This window comes from Clostridium sardiniense (genome assembly GCF_016907995.1).
In the GTDB taxonomy this organism is placed as follows: Bacteria; Bacillota; Clostridia; order Clostridiales; family Clostridiaceae; genus Clostridium; species Clostridium sardiniense.
Genome location: NZ_JAFBDA010000006.1, coordinates 105733 through 123046 on the forward strand (window position 1 = coordinate 105733; position 17314 = coordinate 123046).

The window sequence follows — 17314 nt, forward strand, 5'->3', positions numbered from 1 at the left end:
TATATGCGTTAAAAACATAAAAGGATTAGCAATATAATAGGAGGAAACTTTAATTATGAAAGATTTAAATTTAGATTTTAAAAAGACAGCATTAGTGATTATTGATTTACAAGAAGGAATAGTAAAAATGAGTAATGGGGGCGAGGCAGTAAAGAAAGCCAAATTACTTGTAGATTTATTTAGAGAAAATAATGGTTTTATTACATTCGTAAATGTTAATTTCTTAGATGGAAAAGATAGATTAATGCCTATAACAGATAGTGAAAAAAAGCCTATGAATATGCTACCAAAGGGATGGGCTGATTTAGTAAAAGAGTTAGAGGTAAGAGAAGATGATTATAAAGTTACAAAGCGTCAATGGGGAGCATTCTTTGGAACAGACTTAGATATTGAGTTACGCAGAAGAGGAATAGATACTATAGTTTTATGTGGTATTTCAACTAATATAGGGGTAGAAAGTACAGCACGTGAAGCTTATAGTTATGGATATAATCAAATCTTTATAACTGATGCAATGACTGCAGCAAGTAAGGAAGAACATGATTGTACTATAAAATATATTTTCCCTAGGATAGGAAGAACAAGAACTACAGATGAACTTATATCAGAAGTAAAAGGTAAATAATTAAACTTTAGTATGGGTTTTATAAAATTAAAAACTTACTTATAATATTACTATATAAGGGGATTTATTCATAATGAATTTAATAGAGTATGGAGGTAATATGAGAGATTTATTAAAGAAGATTTTTAAAGGTTATAAGCCTGGAATAAATGCTGGAGATGGAAGAAGATATTATTCTGTAATAATTCCTATAATAGAGATAGGTGGAGAATATAATATTGTATTTGAAGTAAGAAATGATAATTTAAAAGATAACCCAGGAGAGATATGTTTTCCAGGAGGCTCAATAGAAGAAGGAGAGTCTCCAAAGGAAGCCGCTATGCGTGAATGTTATGAAGAGATAGGTACAAAGCCTTCTGATATAGAAATAATATCAGAACTTGATTTATTTGTACCCAATAATAATATGGTGCTATATCCATTCTTAGGATATATAAAAGATGGTACTAGTTTTGTTATAAATAAGGATGAAGTAAAAGAGCTTTTAATTGTTCCATTAAATTACTTATTAACTACTGAGGCAAAATCAGTAGTTAATAAAATTATTACTATTCCAAGTGATGATTTTCCATATGAGTATATAAAGGGTGGTAAGAATTATAAATTTAGAGAAGGCTCTTATAGAGTTGTATTTTACAAATATAATGATTATGTTATATGGGGAATGACAGCTAAGATATTAGAAAATTTTTTAGAAATAATAAAGTCTAGCATTTAATTATATATAAGTAAAAGTAGATCAACTTAATGTATATAACCTTAGGTAGATCTTTTTTATTTTGAAAGAAGTAAAAGCCGGTTGCTTTAAATATTGATTTAAAAAGAAGACTACAGGTTTTAAATAAGTAATACACTTTATAGATTACCATGAATTATATTTAGAATACTTACATAAATGAAAGAATAATGTAATGAATTTGAATATAAGATTAATTAGTTCAAATTTATAATTAAGTTATATTAATTATAAAGGAGATATAGGTATGAAAAAAATTAATTGGAATAATAGTAGTTGTATTATTAATTGGAGGTGGATTTACAATAACTAATGGAAATACAATACTTAAATTAGGAACAACAAAATATTATGTTAAGACAATAAAGGATTATAAAGACATTAGTAATCAAAATAAAGATCATTATACTCAATATGAATACAATATCAAAGGTTATGATAAAAATGGTAATGAAAAGGTATTAACTTTTACAACTGATAAAGTACTAAAAGTAGATAGATATTTAGAAGTAGCTGAAAAAAATGATGAGGTAAAAGCCTATGAAGAAGTAAAAGCAAATGATTTACCTAAAAAAGTTAAAGAAATATATAATATTAAATAAATAGTTATATTACAATGATTAAATTAATTAGAGATAAAGAAAAATATTTTTAGAGAGTTATTGTTATAAAAAAGTTCATAATTTAATTTTATAAGAAACTATATAAAAATACATTTTTATATAGTTTCTTATTTTAATATTATTAAGTTTAATAATATTTCTAATTATAATTATGTGTATTAAATATAAAGAATAATATTTTTAGACAAACACATAATATTGTCTAAATACAATTATTTTTCTTTGAATTATAATATTAAATAAGAGATACAATAACTTGAAATAAAGAAGTGGAGTGAGTTTTATGAGAAAAATGAGAAATAAATCAAACAAAAATAATACTAGAAATGCACTACTTGCTTTAGGAGCAATAGCAGGAGCTGCAACTGTAGCAACTATTGCTACAAAAAAGATAAAAAACAAATCTCAAGTACCTGAGAAATCTGTATTAGATATAAATAATGAAGATAGACAAGTCTATTTCGTTGGGGGTGGATTAGCTTCATTAGCTGGAGCACTATATCTTGTGAGAGATTGCAATTTTAAAGGCGAGAATATTCATATCTTTGAGGGAATGAAAATATTAGGTGGTAGTAATGACGGGATAGGAGATCCTGTAAATGGGTTTGTATGCCGTGGTGGTAGAATGCTAAATGAAGAAACTTATGAAAATTTATGGGAGTTATTCTCAAGTGTACCTTCATTAGATATGCCAAATATGAGTGTAACTGAAGAAATACTTAATTTTGATCACTTACATCCAACTCATTCACAAGCACGTTTAGTTGATAAGTATGGAGTTATATTAGATGCACACAGCATGGGCTTTAATAATGCTGATCGTATGGCACTTGGAAAATTACTTATAACTCCTGAAGAAAAATTAGATGATATGACTATACAAGAATGGTTTAGCCACACACCACATTTCTTCCAAACTAATTTCTGGCATATGTGGCAAACAACATTTGCATTCCAAAAATGGTCTAGTCTTTTTGAATTTAGACGTTATATGAATCGTATGATTCTAGAGTTTTCTCGTATAGATACTTTAGAAGGGGTCACACGTACAACATACAATCAATATGATTCACTTATATTACCATTAAAAGCTTATTTAGATGAATTTGGAGTAGATTTTAATACAAATTCAACAGTAACAGATTTAGACTTTAAGCAAGGTGATGAAATTACAGTAACAGCTATACATTTAGAACAAGATGGAGAAGAAAAAGTTATTGAATTAAATTCTGGTGATGTATGTATAATGACAAATGGTTGTATGACTGATTGTGCAACTCTAGGTGATATGAATACACCAGCAGAATATAATCCAAATAATCCAATTTCAGCTGATCTTTGGAGAAAGGTAGCTAATAAGAAAGAGGGGCTTGGTAATCCAGAACCATTCTTTGATCATCCAGAAGAAACTAACTGGGAAAGCTTCACTGTTACTTGTAAAGGAAATAAGATATTAAAAATTATAGAAGAGATAACAGGAAATATACCAGGTAGTGGAGCATTGATGACATTTAAAGATTCAAATTGGTTAATGAGCATTGTTGTTGCAGCTCAACCACACTTTAAGAATCAACCACTTGATACAACTATTTTCTGGGGTTATGGTTTATATACAGAAAAAATTGGTGACTATGTAAAGAAACCAATGCGTGATTGTACAGGTAAGGAAATGTTAGAAGAACTTTTATATCACTTACATTTAGAAGATGAAATGGATGAACTTATGGATACTGTAGTGAATGTAATACCATGTATGATGCCTTATATAGATTCACAATTCCAACCTCGTAAAATGAGTGATCGTCCAAAGGTTGTTCCAGATGGATCAACAAACTTTGCAATGATTAGCCAATTTGTTGAGATTCCAGAAGACATGGTGTTCACTGAAGAATACTCAATACGTGCTGCAAGAACAGCTATATATAAATTATTTGGAGTAAAAGATAAGAAGATTTGTCCAGTAACTCAATATAAGAAGAATCCAAAAGTATTAAAGATGGCTTTAAAAACATCATATAGATAAGTTTATATAAGAGTTTTATAAATGAAGAACTTAACTCTTTAAATTAAAAATCGCAATAGAATAATTAAATTCTATTGCGATTTATTTATTAGTTATCAAAATTTATAGTAAATTTATCTCCGGTTTTTTTAAAGTCATCACTAAGTTTTCCTGATTTTTCTGGGAATTTAACTGCATATGGAGTAAGTGATATACTTGTGGCTTTATCTGATAGTTTACCTAAAACAGGTTCTAGTTTTAGTATACCACCAGTATAGTTTCCAGAAGATAGATCAAATTCAATTGGATTATTTAAGTTATCTGTGCCTACTAATTTAATATCATATACATTTTTATCAGTAGAGTTATTATTTTTAATAGTATAGAATATTTCCTGTCCCATAGAATTTGAAGTAAATTCATTTAAAGTTACTTCATTCCCATTATCTAATGAGAAACTATTATTTAAGGCTATCCTTTTAGTATCTTTAGATAAATCGGAGCCGTTAGCTTTAAATTCAAATATCCATGGACCATATATAGGCTTATTACCTACTAGAACATCAGAATAGATTATTTTTATATCTATTTCTTTACTTAAATCAATATCAGGTAATATATAATTTGTTATTGATGCCATAGTTGATGTATCTATTGCTTTTGAACTACCAGTAGAACCAGATTTTATCCTTTTTCCATTTATAAATATTTTAGAATATTCATGAAAACCTTCATTAGTAGCATCGCCTTTAGAGGATTGAATAGTTGATGATACTATAAGTTCATTGTTGTTTAGTATAACATCATTTAGACTAATTGTTACTCCATTTTTTGATATAGACTTATTAATTATAGTAGAGTACTTATCTAAATTTTTATTAAGACCAAGATAGCTTGAGATATTAGAAGTAGCTATAGTAGCAGATACAAGAATCTCAGAGCCTAAATTAGTTGTTACAAGGGCAGTTGTTAATAGTAATGATATAGCAATAGCTATTGGTAATTTCTTTATAGAATTTTTATTTTTAATTGACTTTCTAAAGTTATTTTTCATTTTTTTCTTTTCTATATCGTTTAACTCATATTTTATATAGTTATCTATACCTATATTAGAATCATTTAAAATTTCATAAATATCTTTTTTCATTTTTTAAAGCCCCCTTATGTGAGATAGTCTAAAAATCTCTCTTAGTTTTTTCTTTCCACGAGATACTCTGTTATATATAATTTCTTTTTTTATCCCAGTTTCTTTAGAGATGGTTGTTACATCGTCTTCTTCAACATATAGTTTTAAAAATAAACTCTTATCAGCTTCTTTTAAACAGCTTAAAAGAGACTCTAAGTCATCGTTTAACTCATTTATATCTATATTATAAGAAGCTTCATCTTTTATACTTAGGTCGTCTATATTAGCATGCTCTAATTCTTTTAAGTATTTTCTAACATAATCAATAGATTTAAATTTTGATATACCAGATAACCAGTTTTTAAATGTACTTCTAGTAGGATCAAATTTATCTATGTTGACCCAAACAGCCATTAATATATCATTTATGCAATCATCTTCGTAGTTAGGCATCTTATACAAATGTTTTTTAACTATAGCTTTTATTATCCATCCATAATTATCAATTACATAGTATAATGCATCATCATTTTTTTTCTTTAATTGTTCAATAAAATTTTCTTCTACAATTTTCATTGTTACCTTCCCTTCAAGCGCTTGATGATTAGTATATTTTTACTTTACACTTAATATTTCGTAACATAAATAGCAAAATCTATCAAAAATAAAAAATATATATTTAATGCAAAATAAATTGATTATAATAGTAGATAGATAAAATTTATAAATATGATTTACTTTAAATTAGAGAAATAGAAATAAAGAGAGGAAGTTATAGTTATGCCAATGCTAAAAATTAAAGGAATATCAAAGGAAGAAGTTAAAAAGGAAAGTACAAAGCTTGTAGACTCATTAGTAGAAATAATAGAATGTCCAAGAGATTACTTCACTATAGAAATAATAGGGAATACATTTATCATGGATGGTATGGAAGTGAAACCTTCTCCAATGATTGATATATTATGGTTTGATAGAGGACAAGATGTACAAGATAAAGTAGCAAAAGTTGTAACAGATTGTTTTAAAAAGGATCGTGAGTGCTTAGAAGTTGTATTTTATAAATTAGATGAGTCTTGCTATTATGAAAATGGAGAGCACTATTAGTTATTAAAAGAATAATTTTATATTGATAAGTTAAAAATTTGATTTAAATAAGTTTTTATTATATAATAATTATTATTAGTTAAAATAATTGTAGAAGGTGATATTGTGGAAAACATAATTTTAGAAAAAGGTATGATGGCCCCAGATTTTACTTTAATGGGATCAGATAATAAAGAACATAAATTAAGTGATTATAGAGGAAAGAGAGTAATCTTATACTTTTATCCAAAGGATAATACTCCAGGATGTTCATTAGAAGCTCAAGATTTTAAGGCTTATCATGAAAAGTTTTTAAATAATAATACTGTGATTTTAGGGGTAAGTAGAGACTCATTAAAATCTCATGATAAATTTATTACAAAATATGACTTGCCATTTGGTTTATTATCAGATGAAAATGAAGAAGTGTGCAAATTATATGATGTATTAAAAGAAAAGAATATGTTTGGAAAAAAAGTTTTCGGAATTGAAAGAAGTACATTTGTTATAGATGCAGACGGTAAGATTGAAGATATCTATAGAAAAGTAAAAGTTAAAGGACATGTAGAAAGTTTAGTATAAGAGTTTAGAATTATATTAAAAGTATTCTTCACTTATGTTATAATAGTAGCGATTATTAAGCAAATGGAGGATATATACAATGTTTACTGATGAGGAACTTCTAGTAATTCAAGATGCACTTAAGATTGCAGATGAAGAATATATAAGATTAATTGATCTAAATAAGAAAAATAAATCTAAACTAGTAGCGTACAATAGAAAGCAAAAAAGGCTTTGGCTAGTTCAGAATAAATTAAAGAAGATTATGGAAGAACAAAAGTAAGAAAGTTGTTCTTATTAAGCCAGAGGGAAATTAGAGTATCTCTGGCTTATTTTATTTATATTAATATAAATAAAATAATTTGGGGACTACAGATAGATTTGTATAAAAATAAGGTAGAAGCAATAAAAATGCTTCTACCTTTAATATATTTAGATAGTTCCATCTAATCCGCGAACTTCTATACCATATATTCTTGCGGCTGAGTCTGAACCTTGGGTAGGCTTTTTAACAATAATTTTTACATATCTAGCTTTAGTAGCTTTAAATGTAGTTAGTGTAGTTGCAGCTTTATTTTTATCTATTGCAGCTACTTCTGTGAAAGTTTTACCATCTTCACTTACTTCTATTGAATACTTTTCTGTATTCATATCAGGGCTTTCACCACCATTTTCAGCATGCTCTACATATACTTCACTTACAGTTTTAACTGCACCAAGGTCTATAGTTATATCGTGTGGAGCTGTTCCAGTTGCACACCACTTAGTATCACCCTTGCCATCTAAAGCAAATTCAGGAGCTTCATTAGCATTTACAAAGCTTGAAGCTGTAACTTTTTTCTTACTTGAAAGGTCTTTAAACTTACTATCAGCTTCTTTAGTTACGGTTATAAAGTCTTCTAATAACTTAACATCTTCACCTTTTTCATTTTTAGCTTTTAGAGTAACAGAGTACACGCCTTCTTTAGCATAACTTACAGATGGAGTATTTTCAGTGCTTGTCTCTATATCAGCACCAGGGAAACTCCATTCTATACTTTCAGTTATTTTGGAGCTAAGGTTTTCAAATTTAATCTTTTCACCAGGTGCAACTATTGTTTTAGATACTGTAAAGTTTGCTTTAGGAACATCATTTGCTGGCCATTCCATTTCAGCAGAAGCTTCCTTGCCTCTAACAGAATCTTTATTAACAGCTACTACTTCAAATTTAGTTTTATTTTCTTTTTCTTCTCTTTCAAGTGCATTTAAGAAGAAGCTAGTATTTGGAGTAGCACCTAAGAATGATTTCGATTTATCTTCATTAACTTTATATACTTCATAGTGACTAACGGCCTCTTTATTTTCATTTTCCCATGAAAGCCTTATACCCGCATACATATTATCCTCTTCAAAGCTAGTATCATCAATATTTAACTTAGTAACATTAACTTTATCAGAATTCTTAGAGTCTTTTATTGTTATATTACCTAAGTTTAATGAAAGATTACTTATAGCTTCATCTGATGATATACTATAAGATATTGATTTAATTGACTTTCCAGCTAGCTTAGAAACATCATAAGTAACTGTTGTCCATTCAGATTCGATAGCTTTATCAGCTTTTATAGTTTCACTGCTTCCATCATGGAATTCTAAAACTAAGTCAAGATTTACTTTTTTACTTGCTTTAGTACTAGTTGAGAATTTAACATCTTTATTAAGTTCAAGGTCAGCACTATAAAGTTTTATAATAGAAGGTTTTGAAGCTTCTAAATTACCAGATAAATTTATTGAATTTCCACCATAGAATGCATTAGAAAAATCTAATGAAGCCTTTAATGTATTGTTACCTTCATTATTAATAATCCATCTATAAGTAGGCATTACATCTGCAAGACTTCTATTATTCCAGTCAAGAGATGATACCTTTTCTCCATTAATAAAGAAGTTATAACCATTACCTATATTAAAGTTAGTTGAAAATGGTAATGAGTTTACAACTGTTCTTTCAACAGCATATTTTGAAATACCATTCCATGTTGTACCTGTAGCTTCTGTATCTTTAGACGGATCACCAAATTCATTAACCCATAGTCTATTTTCTTTAGCTTGGAAATCTTCTATAGAACTTGAGGAGAAGAATGTCCAGCTTGGACAGTAAAGACCAAGGGAAGTAAATGGAGTAGTATCTTTTCCTCCAAATAGATCCCAACGGATAGGAGTATTTGTACCATTAGCTTGTACATCTATACCTGCATATAGATTATATGGATCTACGCCAACCTTTTTGGCTCTTTCATTTGAGGCTTTAAGAAGTTCTTTATCAGCTAATTTTTTATTGGTCCACCAGAAATTTAAGAACATACTATCAGCTACATCTTTTTTATCACCATCTATTAAGAAGTAATCATTTTTCTCAGTAAGTGCATTTTGCCAATCCATTTCACCATCTTTAGTAATTGAATCATACCACATTACTTCTAAGTCATTTGCTTTTTCTTTGAATTGTTTTATAAATTCTTGCATAAGCTCTGAGTGCTTTTTAGTAATCTTTGAGGCTTCCTTAACTGTATCTTTTTGGTCTATAAAGTCATTTTCACCTTTTGTTAGGCCAGTCTCTTGATTTATAAACCAACCATCAAAACCTAAAGTTTTAGCAACTTCTATAAGTTTGTCTACCATAGGGAATTTACCATCTTTGTCCTTTGTTAGGAATTCATCAACCCACTCAGCTTTTCCGCCATGTTCAGTGGTTGGGAAGAATATAGTTCCAAGGACTGGAACACCATTTTTATGTGCAGAATCAGTAACATCAGCACTTGGAGGTACTATAATACCTTCTCCGCTTGATCCACCCCAGTAAACAAGTTTATCTATATATTGCCAGTAGGAGAATGTATTAGATGAAAACTTATTTGAACCTTGTGATGGGTTACCACTAGTGCTAGCATTCATAATTGATATTGCTACAACGTCCATATCTTTCTTTTGAGTTTTATTTACAGGAGATAATTTCTCCTTATCAACTCTTTTAGCTAATGGAACCATACTTTTATTGAACTCTAAATTCTTATCTTCAGATGGATTCCAAGCTAAAAGTTCACTTGGGAACCAATGTGGTGCAGTTGGTTGATTTTGCATAACAAGGTCAGTTTTTTGTTCAGCAGTAATTTTGTAATTAATGTTACTATTATTCCCTACATTAGAACCTGTAGAGCAGGAAACAAGATTAAATCCAAGAGTAACTGTTAATACTGCTGGGACTAATAATTTTGCACCCTTATTCTTGTGTTTTCTTAAATACATATAGATACCCCTCTCTGAGTTAGAATAAAATTGTTAATTTTTTAAATAAAATATTATAATAATTTGAAAACAATTACATGAAAAGTTTACCATATGTAAAAGAATAATATATAGTGGATAAATTTTAGAAAAGTGAAAAAAATATACATTTATTAAATAAAAATAAGACTCATGGCTAAATTAGTCATGAGTCTTATTTGTTTTATGTTTTTATACGAAATTCATTAGAGCATTTTCTGCAAGTTACTATTATATATTTTTTTCCTCTAGGTAGTCTTAATTTTTGTCCACACTTAGGGCAAGATACTATCTTAAATTTAATCTTTTGATTTAATTTATACTTAAGGTTATTAAATAATGAACCTATATGCTCTAGACTAACTCTAGGTAAATTATCAGGAAGTCTTTTTCCAAATTTATTTAAAAGCTTGTTTACAAAAGTAGTAAATTTATTTAATTCAATTGTACGTTTATAGATATTCTTAGAGAATGTTCTATAAATAACTAGAATTAATAAAAGTAATCCTAACATATTAGTGTGACGATTCATATTTAAAAGACTGCTTATTATAAGTAGACAAATTGATAATATATCAATTCCATATGCACCATAAAATATATTCATATATTCACCTCTCAAGTTTATAGGAGTATTTTAACATAATATATTATAATTAGTAAGCTTAATATATTATATTAAAAATACAATAGTATTTCTATCTGCTGTAAATTTAAAGGGAAAAAGAGAAAAGAAATAAAAGTTCATATAATATTAAAAATATTACTTTAATGGAATTAATATAATTGAAATAAAAAAAGTCAGTAAAATATGTTATAATTTACAATAGGTTAATTTAACTTAAATAACAAAATTAATAAAAAAGGGGAAACAAAAGCAAATGAAGAGAGAAAGTATAATAAAAATGTTGATCCTATCTGCTGTTGTAGCTGGTTTTACACCAAACCTAGAAGCAAATGCGGCAACACTTCTTAATGATAATGCTAAAAATATTAGTAGTGATGTAAAGAGTGGTTGGATAAATAAAGACGGAAAAAGATACTATAGACGAGCTAATGGAGAATTAGCAAAGTATTGGACAGAAATAGATGGGAAAATATATTATTTTACTGGAAGAAATGAATTAGTAACAGGATGGCTTAATGCTAGAGACAGCAGATACTATTTCAATGAAGATGGGATTATGAAAAAAGGCTTTTTAAATCTTGATGGTAATACATATTATATGCAAAGTGATGGATCAATGGCAAAATATTGGATTGATATAAATGGAAAAACTTATTACTTTAATAGTGAAGGTGAAATGGTAACAGGCTGGCTTAGAAGAATAAGTACTGGTCAGTGGTATTACTTTAATAGTGATGGAACTATGAAAAAGGGTTGGCTTACTATTGGAGATAAAAAATATTATTTAAATGATTCAGGAGTTAAAGTTACTGGGAAAGTTAGAATAGACAATAAAGAATACGAATTTGATGAAAATGGAGTATTAAAAGAATCAAAGACGGGATGGATAACTAGAAATGGAGAAAGATATTATGTACAAGCTGATGGGGAATTAGCAAAGTATTGGACAGAAATAAATGGTGAAATGTATTACTTTAATGGAAGAAATGAATTAGTAACAGGCTGGCTTAGAAGAATAAGTACTGGTCAGTGGTATTACTTTAATAGTGATGGAACTATGAAAAAAGGTTGGCTTACTATTGGGGATAAAAAATATTATTTAAATGATTCAGGAGTTAAAGTTACTGGGAAAGTTAAAATAGACAATAAAGAATACGAATTTGATGGAAATGGAGTATTAAAAGAATCAAAGACAGGCTGGATAACTAGAAATGGAGAAAGATATTATATACAAGCTGATGGAGAATTAGCAAAGTATTGGACAGAAATAAATGGTGAAATGTATTACTTTAATGGAAAAAATGAATTAGTAACAGGCTGGCTTAGAAGAATAAGTACTGATCAGTGGTATTACTTTAATAGTGATGGAACTATGAAAACAGGTTGGCTTGAATATGAAGGTAATAAGTACTATATGCAAGACAATGGTGAGATGAAAAAATATTGGTTAGATTTAGATGGAAAGACTTATTACTTTAATAGCGAAGGTAAAATGGTAACAGGATGGCTTAGAAAAATAAGTACTGGTCAGTGGTATTATTTTAATAGTGATGGAAGTATGAAAAAAGGTTGGCTTACTATTGAAGATAAAAAATATTATTTAAATGATTCAGGAGTTAAAGTTACTGGAAAAGTTAAAATAGAGAATAAAGAATACCAATTTGATGAAAATGGAGTATTAAAAGAATCAAAGACAGGTTGGATAACTAGAGATGGAGAAAGATATTATGTGCAAGCTGATGGAGAATTAGCAAAGTATTGGACAGAGATAGATGGTAAAATGTATTATTTTACTGGGAGAAATGAATTAGTAACAGGATGGCTTAATGCAAGGGATAACAGATATTATTTCAATGAAGATGGAAGTATGCAAAAAGGCTTTTTAAAACTTGATGGTAATACATATTATATGCAAAATGATGGATCAATGGCAAAATATTGGACAAATATAAATGGAAAAACTTATTACTTTAATAGTCAAGGAGAAATGATAACAGGATGGCTTAGAAAAATAAGTAACAATCAGCTGTATTACTTTGATAGTGATGGAGCTATGAGAAAAGGCTGGCTTGAGTATGAAGGGAATAAGTACTATATGCAAGACAGTGGTGAGATGAAAAAATATTGGTTAGACTTAGATGGAAAGACTTATTATTTTGATAGTGAAGGAAAAATGGTAACAAGTTGGCTTAGAAATATAAGTACTAATGAGTGGTATTACTTTAATGGTGATGGATCTATGAGAAAAGGATGGCTTACTCTTGGAGATAAAAAATACTATTTAAATAATTCAGGTGTTAGAGTTACAGGACAAGTAGAAATAGATGGTGAAATGTATGAATTTAATAATGATGGGGTATTAAAGGACAACCCATTTGGTGAAGGAAAGCTTACTGATTATACAATGAATCTTAGATCAGAGCCAAGTCTTAATTCTGAAGTTTTAACAACAATGCCACCAAATTCAAAGGTGCAGATACTTGGAAAAGTAAAAGGAGATCTTACTTATTATCATGTTAAATATGTTAATAATGGTCATACATATTATGGATATGTAAGTATTTATTTAAATGGAAATACAGCTGTACAAGTTTATGATGACAATAGAGAAGATGATTATTTAGGTGTTTTATCAGAAAAATATGAATCAAATGGAGATCCAGGTTCTGTATCTTCAGGAGAAGGAGATTACGGCGGTAAGTCTTATGGTGCATGGCAGTTGTCATCAAATATGGGCTCATTAGGTGGGTTCATAAACTGGCTTTCAGGCAAAAATGGTAGTTTTTATAAAGAATTAACTGATGCAAGAAAGCTTGATAATGGATCATATGGTAAACACTTTGATGATGCTTGGAGAGATATTGCAAAAAATCATTATAATGAATTTTATAATTTGCAACATGAATATACAAAAATAACTTTCTATGATGATTTAATAAAAAGATTAAAAAATAGTGGGGATTATACTAGTGTGCTTAATAATTTTGCTGCTAAAAATGTACTTTGGTCAACAGCAGTACAGCATGGTGGATATGGAGCTTATAAAATAATAGCACCTCTTACACATACTACAAATGTAGAAGACTTTATAACATCTGTATATAAAGAAAGAGGACGTAGAGATTCAGATGGTAATTTAGTTTATTTCAGAAGTTCTTCAAAAGCAGTTCAAGAAGGTGTTGCAAGTAGGTATGTAAGAGAAAGAGAAGATGCTATAAGAATGTATAGAGATAGTCTATAGTTATGGATTGATTTAGATGAAAGTTTTTCTTCCATCTAAATCAATCTTAATTTTTCATGAAAAGAGGGATTATGAAATGAAACATAAGAAAAGTTTTCTATTAAGTATATTAATGGTTGGAATTTTAATTTTAGCGCCAATGTATATCTTTGTAGGTCGTGGTAATAAGGATGAAGATACGCAATCTACCAATACACAAACTACAAATACGGAAAATGCAGCTAGTAAAAATACAACTAAAGAAAATCAAGATGTTAATAAAAGTGAAGAAAAGGCTTCAGCTAACAATCAAGAAAATAAAAGTGAAGTAAAAAGTAATGAAAATAATAAAAAGGTAGTAACAGCAGAAGAAAAAAATAAAAATGTTAAGTCAGAAAGTCAAGTAGCGAGCAAAAAAGAAGAAACAAAACCTTCAACTAGTAAATTTACACCACAGGATGCTATAAATATATGTGAAAAAAAATATGGTAAAGATTCAGATACTATTTATGCAAGTAGTGAAAATATGAAAGATGTTAATGGTGAAAAAGGTTATTTAGTTCAAGTTAAATCTAAAGAACTTATGAAACAAGGTGGAAATGGAGTTGCATTTACTGTACTTGTTACTCCAAAAGGACAAATAATAGAGCTATAAATAGATATGATTATATAAGCTTAGTTTATTATTGTAACATGCTAAAATAAATATTCTATTAATAAATAAAATTTTAAAAAAGGACAGGGCTATTATTAAAATTAACCTGTCCTTTTTTATTATATTAATAGCTTTAATAATTGGAAAATAGATATAAATTAATGAGTATTCTAACATAATAACTTATATTTAGTAAAACTAGTAGTTATTAAATAAGTAGTAGTTAGAATATGTATGATATATATAGGGGAAATTTAAGGTATAAGGTAGTATTAGAAAAATTAAATTTATATGCTAAGGAGAAAGCTTATGAGATATGTAATAGTATGTGTTGTAAATGGAAGTGCTGGAGGCTTTAATAATAATTTAAGAAAAGAAGTATTTGAAAAATTTAATGTAAAATCATCTAAATTACCAGCTCACTTTACTATAAAGGCACCTTTTGAATATGATAAGAATGTAGAAGAATTAGAAGATTTAATTGAAGATTTTTGTAGTAAATATGATGCTAAGTCATATAGCATAGATGGGTATGATCATTTCGATAATAGAGTAATTTACATGAAGGTTAATATGTCTAATGAAGGTAAAATTATGCATGATAATTTAATAGATAGAATGGAAAAAATAGATTATATAGAATTCGATAAAAACGATGGTAGAGATAAAACCTTTCACATAACAATTGCATCAAAGAAGCTAAGATCTATTTATAATGATGTATGGAATTATGTTAATAGCTATCCATGTCAGTTTGAATGTTTATTTGATAATATAAGTATCTATAGATGGCAAAATAACACTTGGGAATTATATAGAAAATTTAATATTTAATAGAAATAGAGCTTTTATATTTACAATAATTATAAAAGCTCTATTTTATTTAAGTAGGACTTATTCTATAAAATGTCCTGTACGTTCTATACAATTTTCAATTTCACTCTTAGTAGCAGGTGGATTATATATAACTTCCACAGTTCCACGACCAAGATCTATACAAACATTATCAACTCCATCAATTTTATCTAATGAATTTTTCATTTGTGTTTTAATAGTTTCATTTACTAATCCATCAACTTTATAATGTTGTCTTTCCATATTATCAACTCCTTTAAAAATTATAATTATAGTATGTTCAAAATTTAAAGATAGTATTAGCCACTTTTTGTAATTAATAATCACTTGAAATTATTAAAAAATTTAAAGAAATCATTTACAAAGAATAAAGGGTGGTATATAATCAATTAATACCAATGAATTGATACCTATAAATTTAATACATAATTATAAATTGAAATGTGGAGGAGAGAGGGTATGAGATTTCCAAAAGACTTTTTATTTGGGGCAGCATCAGCTTCTTATCAAGTTGAGGGTGCATGGAACAAAGATGGTAAAGGATTAACTAACTGGGATGTATTTTCTAAAATACCAGGAAAGACGTTTGAAGGTACAAATGGAGACATTGCAGTAGACCATTACAATAGATATAAAGAAGATGTTAAGCTTATGGCAGAAATGGGACTTGAATCATATAGATTTTCAGTATCATGGGCTAGAATTATTCCAGATGGAGATGGAGAAATAAATCAAAAGGGAATAGATTTTTATAATAACTTAATAGATGAATGTTTAAAATATGGAATAGTTCCATTTGTAACACTATATCATTGGGATTTACCACAAACATTAGAAGAAGATGGTGGTTGGACAAATAAGAGAACAGTAAATTCTTTTGCTAAATATGCAGAAACTTGTTTTAAAGCATTTGGTGATAGAGTTAAACATTGGATAACCTTTAATGAAGCAATAGTATTTTGTAAATTAGGATATATTGCAGGGGCTCATCCACCGGGTATTGTAAACGATCAAAAGAAATATTTCCAAGCGACACATAATGTATTTGTAGCTCATGCAAAAGCTGTACAAGTATATAAAAGGTTAAAACAGTATGGGGAAATTGGAATAACACACGTATTTAGTCCAGCATTTAGTGTTGATGATAATATAGAGAATATATTTGCAAAAGAGCATGCAAATTATTATGAAACATTCTGGTATTATGACCCAATATTAAAGGGGGAATATCCTAAATACATAGTAGATATTTTAAAGGAAAAGGGATTAACTCCTGATTGGACAACAGAGGAACTTGATTTATTAAAAGCTACTGCAGAATATAATGATTTTATGGGACTTAACTATTATCAGCCTCAAAGAGTTGCTAAAAACTATGAAGTAGTAGAACTTAAAGAAGCAGATAGAGATAAATCAACAGGAAAACCAGGTAATCCTTCATTTGATGGAGTATATAAAACTGTAATGATGGAAGATAAGGTTTATACAAAATGGGGATGGGAGATATCACCAGAAGGATTCTTAGAAAGTCTTAGAATGTTAAAAGATAGGTATGGTGATGTAAAATTATACATTACTGAAAACGGGCTTGGAGATGAAGATCCAATAATTGAAGATGAGATAGTTGATATTCCAAGAATTAAATATATTGAAGAACATCTAAAAGCAGTTAAAAGAGCTATTGAAGAAGGAATAAATTTAAAAGGATATTATGCATGGTCAGTAATAGATTTATTAAGTTGGTTAAATGGATATAAAAAACAATATGGATTTATATATGTTGATCACAAAAATAATTTAGAGAGAAAAAAGAAACTATCTTTCCAGTGGTATAAAAATATTATTGAAACAAGAGGAGAAGATTTATAAAGAATTAAATTAAATAAGGGAGAGGTAT

At 28.2% G+C, this 17314-nt stretch carries 16 protein-coding genes; 11 read left to right on the forward strand and 5 right to left on the reverse strand.

What is annotated here, in order from left to right:
- Positions 1-55 precede the first annotated feature (55 nt).
- The 4 genes from JOC62_RS07025 to JOC62_RS07040 all read left to right on the forward strand — a co-directional run bounded on the left by JOC62_RS07025 (position 56) and on the right by JOC62_RS07040 (position 4007).
- Positions 56-625: an isochorismatase family protein gene (locus tag JOC62_RS07025; RefSeq protein ID WP_207758158.1), complete on the forward strand. Its 570-nt coding sequence runs from the start codon at positions 56-58 to the stop codon at positions 623-625.
- Between the two features lie 73 nt (positions 626-698).
- A complete protein-coding gene (locus JOC62_RS07030; protein ID WP_204594519.1) occupies positions 699-1343 on the forward strand; it encodes an NUDIX hydrolase in 645 nt (214 codons plus the stop codon).
- A gap of 287 nt (positions 1344-1630) precedes the next feature.
- Positions 1631-1963 carry a YxeA family protein gene (locus JOC62_RS19465; RefSeq protein ID WP_423882974.1) on the forward strand — a complete coding sequence of 111 codons (333 nt, stop codon included), beginning with the start codon at positions 1631-1633 and terminating at the stop codon, positions 1961-1963.
- A 313-nt stretch (positions 1964-2276) separates the two neighbouring features.
- Positions 2277-4007, forward strand: a complete 1731-nt coding sequence (locus JOC62_RS07040; RefSeq protein WP_204594602.1) for an oleate hydratase — start codon at positions 2277-2279, stop codon at positions 4005-4007.
- An 88-nt stretch (positions 4008-4095) separates the two neighbouring features.
- Here the strand turns inward: JOC62_RS07040 and JOC62_RS07045 are convergent, their stop codons facing one another.
- Positions 4096-5133 carry a DUF4179 domain-containing protein gene (locus JOC62_RS07045; protein WP_204594520.1) on the reverse strand — a complete coding sequence of 346 codons (1038 nt, stop codon included), beginning with the start codon at positions 5131-5133 and terminating at the stop codon, positions 4096-4098.
- Between the two features lie 3 nt (positions 5134-5136).
- Positions 5137-5688: a sigma-70 family RNA polymerase sigma factor gene (locus JOC62_RS07050; RefSeq protein WP_204594521.1), complete on the reverse strand. Its 552-nt coding sequence runs from the start codon at positions 5686-5688 to the stop codon at positions 5137-5139.
- A 204-nt stretch (positions 5689-5892) separates the two neighbouring features.
- Between JOC62_RS07050 and JOC62_RS07055 the strand changes: the two genes are divergently transcribed.
- From JOC62_RS07055 to JOC62_RS07065, 3 genes are all read left to right on the forward strand, one after another.
- Positions 5893-6216, forward strand: coding sequence for a DUF1904 family protein (locus tag JOC62_RS07055; protein ID WP_204594522.1), 324 nt, complete (start codon positions 5893-5895; stop codon positions 6214-6216).
- A gap of 105 nt (positions 6217-6321) precedes the next feature.
- Positions 6322-6777 (forward strand): redoxin domain-containing protein, encoded by a 456-nt coding sequence (locus tag JOC62_RS07060; RefSeq protein WP_204594523.1) that lies wholly within the window; start codon positions 6322-6324, stop codon positions 6775-6777.
- A 79-nt stretch (positions 6778-6856) separates the two neighbouring features.
- Positions 6857-7039, forward strand: coding sequence for a hypothetical protein (locus JOC62_RS07065; protein ID WP_204594524.1), 183 nt, complete (start codon positions 6857-6859; stop codon positions 7037-7039).
- A 149-nt stretch (positions 7040-7188) separates the two neighbouring features.
- On the opposite strand, the gene JOC62_RS07070 is transcribed toward JOC62_RS07065, so the two are convergent.
- Positions 7189-10041: an endo-beta-N-acetylglucosaminidase gene (locus tag JOC62_RS07070; protein WP_204594525.1), complete on the reverse strand. Its 2853-nt coding sequence runs from the start codon at positions 10039-10041 to the stop codon at positions 7189-7191.
- 202 nt (positions 10042-10243) lie between these two features.
- A complete protein-coding gene (locus tag JOC62_RS07075) occupies positions 10244-10666 on the reverse strand; it encodes a hypothetical protein (RefSeq protein ID WP_204594526.1) in 423 nt (140 codons plus the stop codon).
- 274 nt (positions 10667-10940) lie between these two features.
- Between JOC62_RS07075 and JOC62_RS07080 the strand changes: the two genes are divergently transcribed.
- The 3 genes from JOC62_RS07080 (at position 10941) to JOC62_RS07090 (ending at position 15396) form a co-directional block, all read left to right on the forward strand.
- The gene (locus tag JOC62_RS07080) at positions 10941-13928 is read left to right on the forward strand and encodes a VgrG-related protein (RefSeq protein ID WP_204594527.1); all 2988 of its coding nucleotides are present in this window, start codon (positions 10941-10943) and stop codon (positions 13926-13928) included.
- A gap of 76 nt (positions 13929-14004) precedes the next feature.
- Complete coding sequence (locus tag JOC62_RS07085) at positions 14005-14562, forward strand: hypothetical protein (protein ID WP_204594528.1); 558 nt, start codon at positions 14005-14007, stop codon at positions 14560-14562.
- A 309-nt stretch (positions 14563-14871) separates the two neighbouring features.
- A complete protein-coding gene (locus JOC62_RS07090) occupies positions 14872-15396 on the forward strand; it encodes a 2'-5' RNA ligase family protein (protein WP_204594529.1) in 525 nt (174 codons plus the stop codon).
- 60 nt (positions 15397-15456) lie between these two features.
- Here JOC62_RS07090 and JOC62_RS07095 read toward each other — a convergent pair whose 3' ends face one another.
- A complete protein-coding gene (locus JOC62_RS07095) occupies positions 15457-15660 on the reverse strand; it encodes a heavy-metal-associated domain-containing protein (RefSeq protein WP_204594530.1) in 204 nt (67 codons plus the stop codon).
- Positions 15661-15876: 216 nt separating this feature from the next.
- On the opposite strand from JOC62_RS07095, the gene JOC62_RS07100 reads away from it, so the two are divergent.
- Entirely contained in the window at positions 15877-17286 is a 1410-nt protein-coding gene (locus JOC62_RS07100; protein ID WP_204594531.1) for a GH1 family beta-glucosidase, read from the forward strand.
- The last annotated feature ends 28 nt before the right edge of the window (positions 17287-17314 follow it).

Excerpts from the sequence above, each read along its gene's own strand:
- JOC62_RS07025 (WP_207758158.1), top strand. The coding sequence starts at position 56 with ATGAAAGATTTAAATTTAGATTTTAAAAAGACAGCATTAGTGATTATT.
- JOC62_RS07030 (WP_204594519.1), top strand. The coding sequence starts at position 699 with ATGAATTTAATAGAGTATGGAGGTAATATGAGAGATTTATTAAAGAAG.
- JOC62_RS07040 (WP_204594602.1), top strand. The coding sequence starts at position 2,277 with ATGAGAAATAAATCAAACAAAAATAATACTAGAAATGCACTACTTGCT.
- JOC62_RS07045 (WP_204594520.1), bottom strand. The coding sequence starts at position 5,133 with ATGAAAAAAGATATTTATGAAATTTTAAATGATTCTAATATAGGTATA.
- JOC62_RS07050 (WP_204594521.1), bottom strand. The coding sequence starts at position 5,688 with ATGAAAATTGTAGAAGAAAATTTTATTGAACAATTAAAGAAAAAAAAT.
- JOC62_RS07055 (WP_204594522.1), top strand. The coding sequence starts at position 5,893 with ATGCCAATGCTAAAAATTAAAGGAATATCAAAGGAAGAAGTTAAAAAG.
- JOC62_RS07065 (WP_204594524.1), top strand. The coding sequence starts at position 6,857 with ATGTTTACTGATGAGGAACTTCTAGTAATTCAAGATGCACTTAAGATT.
- JOC62_RS07070 (WP_204594525.1), bottom strand. The coding sequence starts at position 10,041 with ATGTATTTAAGAAAACACAAGAATAAGGGTGCAAAATTATTAGTCCCA.
- JOC62_RS07075 (WP_204594526.1), bottom strand. The coding sequence starts at position 10,666 with ATGAATATATTTTATGGTGCATATGGAATTGATATATTATCAATTTGT.
- JOC62_RS07080 (WP_204594527.1), top strand. The coding sequence starts at position 10,941 with ATGAAGAGAGAAAGTATAATAAAAATGTTGATCCTATCTGCTGTTGTA.
- JOC62_RS07085 (WP_204594528.1), top strand. The coding sequence starts at position 14,005 with ATGAAACATAAGAAAAGTTTTCTATTAAGTATATTAATGGTTGGAATT.
- JOC62_RS07090 (WP_204594529.1), top strand. The coding sequence starts at position 14,872 with ATGAGATATGTAATAGTATGTGTTGTAAATGGAAGTGCTGGAGGCTTT.
- JOC62_RS07095 (WP_204594530.1), bottom strand. The coding sequence starts at position 15,660 with ATGGAAAGACAACATTATAAAGTTGATGGATTAGTAAATGAAACTATT.
- JOC62_RS07100 (WP_204594531.1), top strand. The coding sequence starts at position 15,877 with ATGAGATTTCCAAAAGACTTTTTATTTGGGGCAGCATCAGCTTCTTAT.